This window comes from Pseudodesulfovibrio alkaliphilus (genome assembly GCF_009729555.1).
GTDB lineage: Bacteria > Desulfobacterota > Desulfovibrionia > Desulfovibrionales > Desulfovibrionaceae > Pseudodesulfovibrio > Pseudodesulfovibrio alkaliphilus.
On record NZ_WODC01000001.1, the window covers coordinates 156,595 to 168,985 of the forward strand.

A 12,391-nucleotide genomic window follows, 5' to 3' on the forward strand; every position below is an offset into this window, starting at 1 on the left:
TCCTCCCTGCTCCCAATGAAAAAGGGGCAGGTCCATGACCTGCCCCTCTCGAAACGCCGGTTAGGCTTCCTTTTTCGGATCGGGCTCCTCGGCGGGAGCGGCTGCCTCGGCGGCAGGTTCCTCGGCGGCGGATTCCTTTGCGGGAGTCTCGGCCTTGGGAGTCGCCTTTTTGGCCGGAGCCTTCTTGACGGATGTATCCTCGGTCTTTTCCTCGGCCTTTTCAGGAGCCGGGGCATCGGCCGCCTTTTTGGTCAACTCAATGATGACCATGGGAGCGCAGTCGCCGGTGCGGGGCTGAGAGAGCTTGATGATGCGGGTATAACCGCCCTGACCGCCCGCGAAGCGCGGCCCTATCTCGTCAAAGAGGCGCTGCACCAGCTGGTGGTTGCCCAGAACCTTATAGGCCTGGCGGCGGGAATGCAGGTCGTTGCGAAGAGCCAGAGTGATGAGCTTGTCGACAACGCGGCGAAGTTCCTTGGCCTTGACATCAGTGGTGCGGATTTGCTCGTAGGTCAGGAGCGCACGAGCCATGTTCTTGAACATGGCGGTGCGGTGAGAATTGGACCGATTCAGCTTGCGACCGGACTTTCTATGCCTCATTTTTCTCTTTCCTCTTCAACCATTCCTGGTATTTCTTGTCAAAATCCTCGACGCCCATGCCGAACTTGAGGCTCATGGAGTCCAGAACGCGACGGATCTCGTCCAGGGACTTGCGGCCGAAGTTCTTGGTCTTGAGCATGGCCTGCTCGCTGCGCTGAACCAGTTCGCCCACAAGCTGTATGTTGGCGGCCTTCAGGCAGTTGGTGGCCCGAACAGAGAGTTCGAGTTCGTCAATGCTCTTGAAGAGGTTCGGGTTCAGGTCGATGGAGCTGTCCTCCTCCTCCATGGTCTCGGAAGAGAGTTCATCGAAGTTGATGAACACGGACAGTTGGTCCTTGAGGATCTTGGCGCTGTATGCGCAGGCATCCTCGGGGGTGACGGACCCGTCGGTCCAGACCTCGAGAATGAGCTTGTCATAGTTTGTCATCTGGCCGACACGGGCCTGCTCAACGGAGTAGGCAACCTTCTTGACCGGAGAGTAGCTCGCATCCAGGATGATGGAGCCGATCTCCTCGGTCAGGCCCTCGTGCATGTCCGCGGGCACATAGCCCTTGCCCATCCGCACTTCCAGCTCCATCCGCAGGGAGCGATCCTCGGTCAGGGTGGCGATGAGCTGGTCGGTATTCAGGATTTTGACATTCTGGTTCTCCTGAATCATGCCAGCGGTCACGCGGCCTTTGGTATCGGCCTCGAGAACCAGCCTCTGGGGCTCATCGGTGGTCATGGCGATGCGAACCTGCTTGAGGTTGAGCACGACCTCCGTCATGTCTTCGAGAACACCGGGCAGCGTCGTGAACTCGTGCTGCACTCCCTCTATGGAGGCGGCAACAATGGCACACCCCTGCATAGAGGAAAGAAGAACCCTGCGCATGGCGTTGCCGATGGTGGTGGCATAGCCGCGCTCAAGGGGCTCGCAGATGAACTTCCCGTAACGGCTGGTGGACTTGGAGTCGCGCACCAGCTTCTCGGGCTTTACCAGTTCACTCCAGTTGCGGGTGTTGATGAGTTTGTCGCCGTTCTCAATAAGCATGAAGTCCCCTATTTACTTGGAGTACAATTCGACAATGAGCTGCTCGTTGATCGGGAACTGGATGTCGTCCCGGCTCGGCATGGCCTTAACCGTGCCCTTGAAGTTGGCGCCGTCGGACTCCAGCCATGCGGGGCAGCCGCGGCGGGCGATGACTTCCTGGGCCTCATTGATCACGGGAATCTTCCGTGCCTCCTCGCGGACCTGGATGACATCCTCTGCCTTGACCTGCATGGACGGGATGTTCACCCGGCGGCCATTGAGCTTGAAGATGCCGTGGCGCACGAGCTGGCGCGCCTGGTCGCGGGAGTTGGCGAATCCAAGACGATAGATGACGTTGTCGAGACGGCGCTCAAGCAGCATCAGCAGGTTGTGGCCGGTGACGCCCTTCATGCCGTCGGCGCGCTCGTAGTAGGCGCGGAACTGGCCTTCAAGGATACCATACATACGCCGCACCTTCTGCTTCTCGCGAAGCTGGACGGCGTAGTCGCTCATCTTGTGACGCATACGTCCGGCGTGGCCCGGGGGATAGGGCCGCTTCTCGTACGCGCATTTATCAGTGTAGCAGCGATCACCCTTGAGGAACAGCTTGGTCCCCTCGCGGCGGCACAGCTTGCATTTTGCTTCAGTATATCTTGCCACGATTCATCTCCTTACATTAGACCCTGCGGCGTTTGGGCGGACGGCAACCATTGTGGGGAATCGGAGTGATGTCCCGAATGAAGGTCACCTTGAAGCCAGCGTTGTTGATGGCGCGCATGGCGGCCTCGCGCCCGGAGCCGGGGCCCTTGACGTAAATGCCCACAGTGCGCATGCCGGAATCCTGGGCACGCTTGGCCGCAGCCTCGGCAGCCATCTGAGCCGCAAAAGGAGTGGACTTGCGCGAGCCCTTGAAGTGGGCGCCGGCAGAAGCCCAGCTGACCACATTGCCCTTGACATCGGTGAAGGTCACGATCGTGTTGTTGAACGTGGCCTTGACGTGTGCGATGCCAACGGGAATGATCTTTTTCTCTTTCTTCTTCCCAGTTCGACGGGGTTTAGCCATTGCCTTGATCTCCGTTGAATAAAAGTCATTGAAAGCGCGGCGGCAGAGCCCTAAGGATTACCCGCGCATATTGTCTGTACCGACGCTATTTCTTCTTGCGGCCCATGACAGAGCGGCGCGGACCCTTGCGGGTGCGAGCGTTGGTCTTGGATTTCTGCCCGCGAACGGGAAGACCGCGACGATGACGCAGGCCGCGATAGCAGCCGATGTCCATCAGGCGCTTGATGTTGGTCGTGATCTCGCGGCGCAGGTCGCCCTCGACCTTGTGGTTGTTCTCGATCTCGGTACGGATGACGTTGACTTCCTCGGCAGAAAGATCATCGGAATTCGTGCGCCAGTCAACATTGACGTTTTCGAGAATCTGCAGGGCCATTGTCCGGCCGATACCGAAAATGTAGGTCAGCGCAATGTCCATGCGCTTATTTCTCGGCAGATCAACACCAGCTATACGTGCCATAGTTATATCCCTCTATCCTTGACGCTGCTTGTGCCTGGGGTTGTCACAAATGACACGCAAGACACCGTTACGCCTGATAATTTTGCACTTGGAACACATTTTCTTAACAGAAGGTCTGACTTTCATGACCGACTCCGGACTGTCTTGATAATACATAATGCCTATGCCCCACCAGGGGGTGGCCATTGAAAACGAAGCTGCGATTTATACAGCGTTTCGATATAAAGAGCAAGCCCGAATCTCTGCCCTGCCGGGCTAGTCGGAAATGCTCAAGATCATCGGCCCGTCGGAGGTGACGGCCACGGTGTGCTCAAAATGCGCCGACAGTTTTCTGTCTCTCGTCACCGCGGTCCATTTGTCCTCAAGAACTTCAACTTCGTGGGTCCCAACCGTGACCATCGGCTCAATGGCGAGCACCATACCGGCCTTGAGAGGAATGCCGGCCATGCCCTTGGGGACGAAATTGGGGATCTCGGGCTTCTCATGGAGATGGCTTCCGATCCCGTGTCCAACAAATCGACGGACTATACCGAAGCCGAACCCTTCAACATATGACTGTATTGCCGCGGAAATGTCATAGAGGTTGTTGCCGGGCACGGCCTGCTCGATACCTATGTTCAGCGACTCACGGGTAATGTCCATGAGCCTTTGGGCCTCATCGGAAACCCGCCCCACCGCGAAGGTGCGGGCGGAATCGCCGTAAAACCCTTCGTACACGACACCCATGTCGAAGCTGACGATGTCGCCCTCGACCAGAATGCGCTCCCGGGACGGAAAGCCGTGCACGATCTCCTCATTCACAGAACAGCACAGGGCAAAGGGAAATCCCTGGTAGCCCAGAAACGCCGGTCGAACCCCGTGCTCTTCGCATCTGGCCCGGCAGATTTCCTCGAAGAGCATGGTGGGAACGCCGGGTTTGACGTTTTCGCCCAACTCGTCGAGAATCAGGGACACTATGCGATTGGCCTCGCGCATGAGGCCGATCTCTTTGTCGTTTTTAAGGAAGATTCCCCTGAATTTCTTCAAGACTATCTTCCTTTGCCTGCCTTGCCGAGCAAGCCTTCATACTGACGCGAAATCAGATAGGACTCGATCCGGCCCATAAAGTCCATGGCAACGCCGACCACGATCAGCAGCGAGGTGCCGCCAAAGTAGAAGGGGACGCCGAAGTTGGAAATCAGCACCATCGGCAGCACGCAGACCGCAGAGACATAGAAGGCGCCCCACAGGGTGATACGGGCAAGCACCTTGTCTATGTATTCCCGGGTGCGGGCACCCGGGCGGATGCCCGGAATGAAACCGCCCTGCTTCTGGATATTTTCCGCTATGCTTTTGGGATCGAACATGATCGCCGTGTAGAAATAGCAGAAGAATATGATGATACCGATAAACATCAGGTTGTAAATGATGGAATCAGGGCTCAGGAACGAAGAGATGTCCTGAAGCCACTGCACACTGGAGAACTGGGCCAGGGTGGCCGGAAACATCAAAATGGACGAGGCGAAGATCGGCGGAATGACACCTGCGGTGTTGATCTTCAACGGCAGGTGGGTGGTCTGGCCCCCGAACATTTTGCGACCCATCTGACGCTTGGCGTAGTGGATGGGAATCCGGCGCTGGCCGCGCTCCATGAAGACAATGAAGGCCAGGGTGGCCACCATGAAGACCAGGATGAAAAGAAGCACGAACAGCGTGATCTCGCCCACGGTCATCAGGCGCACAGTGTTGATGGCCGCGCTCGGAAGTCCGGCCACAATGCCTGCATAAATGATCATGGAGATGCCGTTGCCTATCCCCTTTTCCGTGATCTGTTCGCCAAGCCACATCAGGAAGATGGTACCAGCGGTCAGCGTCAGCACCGTCATCAGCTTGAAACCCATGCCCGGAATCAGGACCATGGGCGCACCAGTGGGACTGGAAGCGCTCTCAAGCCCGGCCGCGATGGCAAAGCCCTGGACCACGGTAATAAGCACCGTTCCGTACCGGGTGTATTGAGTGATCTTTTTACGCCCGGCCTCGCCCTCCTCCTTCTGCAGTCGTTTCAGCTCGGGCGAAACGACTGTCAGAAGCTGGAGGATGATCGAAGCCGAGATGTACGGCATGATCCCCAGGGCAAAGATGGACATGTTGGAAAGTCCGCCGCCCGAGAACATGTCGAAGATGCCGAACAGGGTATTCTGCGCGTTGGCAAAAAAATCGGCCAACGCCGCACTGTCGACGCCGGGAATCGGGATATGGATGCCAATCCGGTAGACAGCAAGCAAAGCGAAGGTCCAGAGCAGCTTTTTTTTCAGCTCCGGCACTCGGGCAAGATTCTCAACTCCTGACATCGCCACAATAACCCTTCCGATACTCTATTCGTTATGCCTCAACGGCCTTGGCGCTGCCGCCTGCCTTGGCAATCTTGTCCGCTGCCGATGCGCTGAAACGATGCGCCTCGATGGTCACGGCCCTGTCGATCTCGCCAGTGGCCAGCACCTTGACCGCCGCGCCGTTCTTGACGACGCCGCGCTCATACATGTCGGCCAGGGTGATCTCGTCCTTGCCGTCGAACATGGCCAGCAGCCGGCCAAGATTGACGACTTCGTATTCCTCCCGGAAGAGGTTCTTGAAACCGCGCTTGGGCAGACGGCGGGCCAGAGGCATCTGGCCGCCCTCGAAACCGGGGCGCACTCCGCCGCCGGCGCGGGCGTTCTGCCCCTTGTGGCCCTTGCCGGCCGTCTTGCCGGAACCGGAGCCCGAGCCGCGGCCTATGCGCTTGCGGTTCTTCGTCTCTTCGGGGAACGGGTACAGTTCATGAAGTCTCATGATTCGGTTACCTCCACCAGGTGTCGCACCTTATAGATCATGCCCCTGATGACCGGAGTGTCCTCGTGGGTCTTTTCCTGCCGGATTTTGCGCAGCCCCAGGGAGTCAAGGGTCTTGACCAGTCCAGGCTTGACCGCAATCCTGCTTTTTATCAGCTTAACTTTCAACACGACGATCTCCTTTACTTTCTCGGCGTGGACACCGAGACGCCGCGCAGGGCGGAAACGTCCTCGGCGCTGCGCAGGGACTCAAGACCGGCGATGGTGGCCCGAAGCACGTTGTGCGGATTATTGGTGCCGATGGCCTTGGTCAGGATATCGTGGACACCTACCGCTTCCATGATGGCGCGCACCGGACCGCCGGCGATGATGCCGGTACCGCGACTGGCTGGCTTGAGCATGACCCGGCCCGCGCCGTAACGGCCCAGCACCTCGTAAGGCAGGGTGCCGTCCAGCAGGGGAACGGTGATCATGTTCTTCCTGGCCCGCTCTGAAGCCTTGCGAATGGCCTCGGGCACTTCGTTGGCCTTGCCCAGCCCGTATCCGACTCCACCCTCACCGTCACCGACGACCACCAAGCAGCTGAAGCTGAAACGGCGGCCACCCTTGACAACCTTGGCGACGCGATTGAGGTAGACGATTTTTTCGATCAGTCCACTTTCATTTTGTTCCATTGTACTTTCCTAGCTGCCTAGAATTTCAGCCCGCCCTCGCGGGCACCGTCGGCAAGGGCTTTGACCTTGCCGTGGTAGATATAGCCGTTACGGTCGAAGACCACGGACTCGATCTGCTTCTCGAGCGCCTTGGCGGCAATGTCTTTGCCCACCTTGGCGGCGGAGTCCCTGTTAGCCTTCAGTGTTTCTCCCGCCTTGTTCAGCACCTGGGTGCTGGACGAGGCCAGGGTGGTTCCGGTCACGTCGTCAACCAGCTGCGCGTACAGATGCTGGTTGGAACGGAAGACCACCAACCGAGGCCGGGCCTGGGTGCCGGAGATCTTCTTCCTGATGCGGGGCTTGCGCAGAAGCCTCTGATCGTTCTTGCTCTTACTCATGGCTTATTACCCCTACTTGGCGCCGGATTTACCAGCCTTGCGGCGGATAACTTCGTCGATGTACTTGATGCCCTTGCCCTTGTAGGGTTCCGGCGGACGGACACGGCGGATGCGGGCCGCTACCTCTCCGAGGAGCTGCTTGTCGATCCCCTGGAGAATCAGCTTGCTGCCCTCGACCCGACCTTCGATGCCAGCGGGCAGATCGAACTCGACCGGATGGGAGAACCCGACGTTCAGAACGATCTTGGGGCCCTGCACGGACACCTTGTAACCGACGCCGATGACCTCCAGGCCCTTCTCAAAGCCCTTGGAGACGCCCTCGACGCAGTTGGCCAGGAGCGTACGACGCAGACCGTGCTGGGCACGGGCCTCGCGAGAGTCGTCAGCTCGGGTGACGGAAACCTTGCCATCCTCGAGCGCATAAGCCACGGCCGGATGAACCGCGGTCGTCAGGGTGCCCTTGGGGCCCTTGACCTGGATCTCGGAGGCTCCAACAGACACCTCAACACCCGAAGGTATTTCGATGGGATTTTTTCCTATACGAGACATTGTGGAACCTCACTACCAGATTTCGCACAGCAGTTCGCCGCCGACATTGGCCTCTTTGGCCTTGGCGCCTTCGAGCACCCCTTTTGAGGTGGACACGATACAAATGCCGATGCCGTTTTGCACACGAGGGATGTCAGAAGCACCGACATATACGCGACGACCAGGCTTGCTGACCTTCTTCAGGCCAGTAACCAGCGGTTTTCCGTCAGCGTATTTGAGGGTAATACTGATGTCCCTGTCCTCGACAGCGTAGTCGGCGATATAACCTTCTTCCTTCAGGATACCCGCGATGGAAGTCTTCATTTTGGAAGACGGCACGACGACATCGCTATGATGTGCGCCGTAGGCGTTCCGAATGCGGGTCAACATGTCGGCTACAGGATCAACAACAGCCATTTCATTTCTCCTTGATTACCAGCTCGACTTGCGAACACCGGGCAGCTCCCCGGCGAGAGCCTTGTTGCGGAAGCAGATACGGCAGATGCCGTAACGCCTCAGAAAAGCCCGAGGACGGCCACAAATCGGGCACCGATTGTATGCGCGAACCTTGAACTTGGGTTTGCGGCGTGCCTTAACGCGAATGCTTGTCTTGGCCACTTTCCGTCCTCCTACTTTTTAAAGGGCATGCCAAGGAGATCAAGAAGCATCTTGCCTTCCTTGTCTGTCTTGGCGCTCGTGCACACGGTCACGTTCATGCCCTTGACCAATTCCACCTTGTCGATATCGAGCTCGGGGAAAATGGTGTGCTCCTTGATGCCCATGGTGAAGTTCCCGCGACCATCGAACCCGCGATCGGGAATGCCGCGAAAGTCGCGCACCCGGGGCAGGGCAAAGCTCACGAGCCTGTCGTAGAAGTCCCACATGGCGTCGCCGCGCAGCGTGACGCGTGCGCCGATGGGCATTCCCTCGCGCAGCTTGAACTGGGCGATGGACTTCTTGGCCTTGGTCACCACGGCCCGCTGTCCCGCGATGGCGGTCAGTTCCTCAACGGCCGGTTCGATGAGCTTGCTGTTCTGGCTAGCCGCACCCAGACCGATGTTCAGGGAGATCTTCGTCAGTTTCGGGATCTCCATGGAGGAACTGTAGCCGAACTCCTTCTGGAGCTCAGGGACTACCTTTTCCGCATATACTTTTTCCAGACGAGTCATTGGTACACCTTATTTGAAGACTTCGTTGCACTTTTTGCAGTAACGAAGCTTCTTGCCGTCTTCGGTCTTCTTGTACCCGACCCGCGTGGGCTTGGTGCACGCATCGCACACCACAGCCACATTGGATACATGGATCGGGGCTTCCTTTTCGATAATCCCGCCGGGCTGCTGGGCGTAGGGATTGGCTTTGGTGTGACGCTGGACCATGTTGACTTTCTCAACGAGGACGGTGTCCTTCTTGGGCAGAATCTTGAGCACCTTGCCGATCTTTCCCTTATCCTTCCCGGCGATGACCATGACCTTGTCGTCTTTGCGTATCTTGGTCTTCATCTGCATATCCTCTTACAGGACCTCGGGGGCGAGGGAAACGATCTTCATGAAGCCGGCTGCACGCAGCTCGCGGGCCACGGGTCCGAAAATACGGGTTCCCACAGGCTCGCCGTTGTTATTGAGCAGCACGGCGGAATTGTTGTCGAACTTGATGTAGGAGCCGTCGGGGCGCCCCACTTCCTTTTTGGTCCGAACGACCACCGCCTTCATGACCGCGCCCTTCTTCACCTTGGAATGGGGCATGGCCTCTTTGACGGACACTACGATAATATCGCCGACGCTCGCATAGCGGCGCTTGGACCCGCCGAGCACCTTGATGCACGCGACCCTTTTGGCCCCGGAATTGTCAGCGACATCGAGGTTGGATTCAACCTGTATCATGGTATTTTCTCCTAACCCTAGACGGCCTTTTCGAGGATCTGCACCAGGTGCCACCGCTTACGGCGGCTCATGGGCCTCGATTCGACAATCTGCACCTTGTCGCCAACACCGCAGTCGTTGGCCGGATCATGGGCCATGAACTTCTTGCGGCGGCGGATGTACTTCTTCAGCAGCGGATGCTTTACCAGGGTCTCGACCCGGACGACAATGGTTTTGTCGGCCTTGTCGGAAACGACCAGTCCGGTCAGCACGCGCCTGTTGCCGGTGTGTTTGAACTCAGCCATTGGTTACGCTCCCTGTCGTTCCTGCTGGATGGTCAGGATACGGGCGATGGTCTTTTTGACGCCGCTGAGTTGCCGGGTATTCTCAAGCTGCGCGGTGGCATGCTTGAAACGCAGACCAAAGAGTTCCTTGCGGGACTCGGTCAGCTTCTCGGCCAGCTTGGCGTCGTTCAGTTCACGAAGTTCCTTGGAAGTCATCTTACAGACCCTCCTTGACAACGATGGCCGTCTTGATCGGCAGCTTGTAGGAGGCGCGCTTGAGCGCTTCCTTGGCCAGTGCGATATCGACGCCCTTCACTTCGTACATGATCCGGCCCGGTCTCACCGGGGCGACCCAACCATCGGGTGCGCCCTTTCCCTTGCCCATGCGGACTTCCGCAGGCTTGGAGGTGACGGGGAAATCCGGGAAGATGCGAATCCAGACCTTACCACCGCGCTTGATGTGCCGCATGATGGCGACACGAGCGGACTCAATCTGCTGGCTGGTGATCTTTCCGTGCTCCAATGCCTTCAGCCCGATATCGCCGAAGGACACGCTGTTACCCCGTTGGGCCTTGCCTCTGTTGCGGCCTTTCTGCCGCTTTCTGAATTTCACTCTTTTTGGAGCAAGCATTACTGTTCCACCTCTTTGTCCAGAATCTCACCCTTGAAGATCCAGACCTTGACTCCGATGACGCCGTAGGTCGTCGCGGCCTCGGCAAAACCGTAGTCGATGTCGGCACGGAGGGTGTGCAGAGGCACACGCCCATCACGGTACCATTCGCCGCGTGCGATCTCGGCGCCTGCAAGGCGACCGGCACACGCAACCTTGATACCCTCGGCGCCGAATTTCCTGGCAAGGCCCACCGTACGCTTCATGGCACGGCGGAAGGCAATTCTGCGTTCGAGTTGCTGGGCAATGCTCTCAGCTACGAGCTGAGCTTCAACCTCCGGTCGACGAATCTCGTTGACCTCAATGGTGAATTCGGTTTGAAACTTGCCGCGCAATTCCTCACGCAGCTTCTCTATCTCTACACCTTTGCGACCGATGACGATTCCCGGACGCGCAGTGTGGATGATCAGGCGAATCTTGCCGCCGGCGCGCTCAATTTCCAGCCGAGCGATGCCGGCCTGAAAGAGCTTCTTCTTGACGAACTTGCGAATCTGATCGTCCTGCAAGACAAAGGCAGGATAATCTTTCTTGCTGTACCAGCGGGACAGCCAGTTCTTGTTATACCCCAGACGAAAACCGTAAGGATGTACTTTCTGTCCCATAACTACATTTCCTTCACTACGATGGTGATATGGCTCGTGCGCTTCTTGATCCGGTAGGCGCGGCCCATGGCACGGGGCTGGATGCGTTTCCAGGTGGGGCCTTCGTTGACCATGACCGTATCCACGATCAGGGAGTCCACGTCCACTCCAGGCATCTGCTCCGCGTTGGAAATGGCGGAATAGAGCACCTTGCTGAGAATCTTGGCGGCTTTCTTCGGGGTGAAGCGGAGGATGTTCAAGGCATCCTCGACACCCTTGCCCTTGATATTCTCGGCAACGATGCGGGTCTTGCGCGGAGACACGCGAATGTACTTGGCGACTGCTTTGGCTTCCATAATGGTCTCCCCCTACTTCTTCTTGTCGGCAGCGTGGCCGAAGTAGGTACGGGTGGGCGAGAACTCGCCGAGTTTGTGACCAACCATGTTTTCGGTCACAAACACGGGAATGAACTTGCGGCCATTGTGGACAGCGAAGGTCATGCCGACCATCTCGGGGATGATCGTGGAGCGACGCGACCAGGTCTTGATAACGCGGCGATCCTGATTCTCGGCAGCCACTTCGACTTTCTTTATCAGGTGGCCGTCGATGAACGGACCCTTCTTAAGAGATCTTGGCATTACTTATACTCCTACTTCTGGCCGCGGCGCTTGACGATGAGCTTCGCAGAAGCCTTCTTCTTGTTGCGGGTCTTGTAGCCCTTGGCCGGGATGCCCCACGGCGAGACCGGGTGGCGGCCGCCCGAGCTGCGGCCCTCGCCGCCGCCAAGCGGATGGTCAACCGGGTTCATGGCCACACCGCGCACCTTGGGACGGCGTCCAAGCCAGCGGTTGCGTCCGGCCTTGCCAATCTTGATCGACTCGTGGTGGACATTGCCCACCTGGCCGACAGTGGCGCAGCAGGCGGCCAGCACCTTACGCACCTCACCCGAGGGCATGCGCAGCAGTGCGTACTTGCCTTCCTTGGCGATGAGCTGGGCATAGGTACCGGCGGCGCGGCAGAACTGGCCGCCGCGACCCGGATGCAGCTCAATGTTGTGCACGATGGTACCAGTGGGCACCAGCTGCAACTGCATGGCGTTGCCGGGCTTGATGTCCGCGCCCTCACCGGAGAGGATGCTGTCCCCCTGATTCAACCCCACAGGGGCCAGGATGTAGCGCTTCTCGCCATCGGCGTAATGCAGCAGCGCGATGCGGGCGCTGCGGTTCGGATCGTACTCGATCTCGGCCACCTTGGCGGGAATGCCAAGTTTGTTGCGCTTGAAATCGATGATGCGATACAGGGTCTTGTGCCCTCCGCCACGGCGACGGGCAGTGATGCGACCGTTGTTGTTGCGTCCGGCCTTCTTGGTCAGGCCCTTGGTCAGCGACTTCTCGGGAGTGGTCCTGGTGATCTCGGCAAAGTCGGAGATCGTCTGGAACCGGCGGCCCGGAGAAGTAGGCTTCAGCTTGCGGGTTGCCATGT

25 protein-coding genes are annotated in these 12,391 nt (G+C 58.3%); all 25 read right to left on the reverse strand.

Features of this window, described 5'->3' with window-relative positions; all coding sequences use genetic code 11:
* Positions 1–60 precede the first annotated feature (60 nt).
* On the reverse strand, positions 61–600 hold the full coding sequence (rplQ, locus tag GKC30_RS00750) for a 50S ribosomal protein L17 (protein WP_155931545.1): 540 nt from the start codon (positions 598–600) through the stop codon (positions 61–63).
* Positions 590–1,630: a DNA-directed RNA polymerase subunit alpha gene (locus GKC30_RS00755; RefSeq protein WP_155931547.1), complete on the reverse strand. Its 1,041-nt coding sequence runs from the start codon at positions 1,628–1,630 to the stop codon at positions 590–592. The genes rplQ and GKC30_RS00755 overlap by 11 nt, the downstream gene beginning before the upstream one ends.
* A gap of 12 nt (positions 1,631–1,642) precedes the next feature.
* Positions 1,643–2,269 carry a 30S ribosomal protein S4 gene (gene rpsD, locus GKC30_RS00760; protein ID WP_367613901.1) on the reverse strand — a complete coding sequence of 209 codons (627 nt, stop codon included), beginning with the start codon at positions 2,267–2,269 and terminating at the stop codon, positions 1,643–1,645.
* Positions 2,270–2,285: 16 nt separating this feature from the next.
* Positions 2,286–2,672: a 30S ribosomal protein S11 gene (gene rpsK, locus GKC30_RS00765; protein WP_155931549.1), complete on the reverse strand. Its 387-nt coding sequence runs from the start codon at positions 2,670–2,672 to the stop codon at positions 2,286–2,288.
* 85 nt (positions 2,673–2,757) lie between these two features.
* Positions 2,758–3,129 carry a 30S ribosomal protein S13 gene (gene rpsM / locus GKC30_RS00770; protein WP_155931551.1) on the reverse strand — a complete coding sequence of 124 codons (372 nt, stop codon included), beginning with the start codon at positions 3,127–3,129 and terminating at the stop codon, positions 2,758–2,760.
* Between the two features lie 12 nt (positions 3,130–3,141).
* Positions 3,142–3,255 (reverse strand): 50S ribosomal protein L36, encoded by a 114-nt coding sequence (rpmJ, locus tag GKC30_RS00775; protein WP_155931553.1) that lies wholly within the window; start codon positions 3,253–3,255, stop codon positions 3,142–3,144.
* Between the two features lie 129 nt (positions 3,256–3,384).
* Positions 3,385–4,155 (reverse strand): type I methionyl aminopeptidase, encoded by a 771-nt coding sequence (map, locus tag GKC30_RS00780; RefSeq protein ID WP_155931555.1) that lies wholly within the window; start codon positions 4,153–4,155, stop codon positions 3,385–3,387.
* Positions 4,156–4,157: 2 nt separating this feature from the next.
* A complete protein-coding gene (secY, locus tag GKC30_RS00785; RefSeq protein WP_367613902.1) occupies positions 4,158–5,465 on the reverse strand; it encodes a preprotein translocase subunit SecY in 1,308 nt (435 codons plus the stop codon).
* 25 nt (positions 5,466–5,490) lie between these two features.
* Positions 5,491–5,937, reverse strand: a complete 447-nt coding sequence (gene rplO, locus GKC30_RS00790) for a 50S ribosomal protein L15 (protein ID WP_155931559.1) — start codon at positions 5,935–5,937, stop codon at positions 5,491–5,493.
* A complete protein-coding gene (gene rpmD / locus GKC30_RS00795) occupies positions 5,934–6,107 on the reverse strand; it encodes a 50S ribosomal protein L30 (protein WP_367613903.1) in 174 nt (57 codons plus the stop codon). The genes rplO and rpmD overlap by 4 nt, the downstream gene beginning before the upstream one ends.
* Positions 6,108–6,118: 11 nt before the next feature.
* Positions 6,119–6,610: a 30S ribosomal protein S5 gene (gene rpsE / locus GKC30_RS00800; RefSeq protein ID WP_155931560.1), complete on the reverse strand. Its 492-nt coding sequence runs from the start codon at positions 6,608–6,610 to the stop codon at positions 6,119–6,121.
* Between the two features lie 17 nt (positions 6,611–6,627).
* Positions 6,628–6,987, reverse strand: coding sequence for a 50S ribosomal protein L18 (rplR, locus tag GKC30_RS00805; protein ID WP_155931562.1), 360 nt, complete (start codon positions 6,985–6,987; stop codon positions 6,628–6,630).
* 12 nt (positions 6,988–6,999) lie between these two features.
* Positions 7,000–7,536, reverse strand: coding sequence for a 50S ribosomal protein L6 (gene rplF, locus GKC30_RS00810; protein ID WP_155931564.1), 537 nt, complete (start codon positions 7,534–7,536; stop codon positions 7,000–7,002).
* Positions 7,537–7,548: 12 nt separating this feature from the next.
* A complete protein-coding gene (gene rpsH, locus GKC30_RS00815; protein ID WP_155931566.1) occupies positions 7,549–7,932 on the reverse strand; it encodes a 30S ribosomal protein S8 in 384 nt (127 codons plus the stop codon).
* A gap of 15 nt (positions 7,933–7,947) precedes the next feature.
* Positions 7,948–8,133: a type Z 30S ribosomal protein S14 gene (locus GKC30_RS00820; protein ID WP_367613904.1), complete on the reverse strand. Its 186-nt coding sequence runs from the start codon at positions 8,131–8,133 to the stop codon at positions 7,948–7,950.
* Between the two features lie 11 nt (positions 8,134–8,144).
* Entirely contained in the window at positions 8,145–8,684 is a 540-nt protein-coding gene (gene rplE / locus GKC30_RS00825) for a 50S ribosomal protein L5 (RefSeq protein WP_155931568.1), read from the reverse strand.
* Positions 8,685–8,693: 9 nt separating this feature from the next.
* The gene (gene rplX / locus GKC30_RS00830; protein WP_155931569.1) at positions 8,694–9,014 is read right to left on the reverse strand and encodes a 50S ribosomal protein L24; all 321 of its coding nucleotides are present in this window, start codon (positions 9,012–9,014) and stop codon (positions 8,694–8,696) included.
* Between the two features lie 12 nt (positions 9,015–9,026).
* Positions 9,027–9,395: a 50S ribosomal protein L14 gene (gene rplN / locus GKC30_RS00835; protein ID WP_155931571.1), complete on the reverse strand. Its 369-nt coding sequence runs from the start codon at positions 9,393–9,395 to the stop codon at positions 9,027–9,029.
* 17 nt (positions 9,396–9,412) lie between these two features.
* A complete protein-coding gene (gene rpsQ, locus GKC30_RS00840; RefSeq protein ID WP_155931573.1) occupies positions 9,413–9,679 on the reverse strand; it encodes a 30S ribosomal protein S17 in 267 nt (88 codons plus the stop codon).
* Between the two features lie 3 nt (positions 9,680–9,682).
* Complete coding sequence (gene rpmC, locus GKC30_RS00845) at positions 9,683–9,874, reverse strand: 50S ribosomal protein L29 (protein ID WP_155931575.1); 192 nt, start codon at positions 9,872–9,874, stop codon at positions 9,683–9,685.
* Position 9,875: 1 nt separating this feature from the next.
* Positions 9,876–10,289, reverse strand: a complete 414-nt coding sequence (gene rplP, locus GKC30_RS00850) for a 50S ribosomal protein L16 (protein WP_155931577.1) — start codon at positions 10,287–10,289, stop codon at positions 9,876–9,878.
* Positions 10,289–10,930: a 30S ribosomal protein S3 gene (rpsC, locus tag GKC30_RS00855; protein ID WP_155931579.1), complete on the reverse strand. Its 642-nt coding sequence runs from the start codon at positions 10,928–10,930 to the stop codon at positions 10,289–10,291. The genes rplP and rpsC overlap by 1 nt, the downstream gene beginning before the upstream one ends.
* 2 nt (positions 10,931–10,932) lie before the next feature.
* Positions 10,933–11,265, reverse strand: coding sequence for a 50S ribosomal protein L22 (gene rplV, locus GKC30_RS00860; RefSeq protein ID WP_155931581.1), 333 nt, complete (start codon positions 11,263–11,265; stop codon positions 10,933–10,935).
* A gap of 12 nt (positions 11,266–11,277) precedes the next feature.
* On the reverse strand, positions 11,278–11,547 hold the full coding sequence (rpsS, locus tag GKC30_RS00865; RefSeq protein ID WP_155931583.1) for a 30S ribosomal protein S19: 270 nt from the start codon (positions 11,545–11,547) through the stop codon (positions 11,278–11,280).
* An 11-nt stretch (positions 11,548–11,558) separates the two neighbouring features.
* Positions 11,559–12,389 (reverse strand): 50S ribosomal protein L2, encoded by an 831-nt coding sequence (gene rplB / locus GKC30_RS00870; protein ID WP_155931585.1) that lies wholly within the window; start codon positions 12,387–12,389, stop codon positions 11,559–11,561.
* Positions 12,390–12,391: the final 2 nt, after the last annotated feature.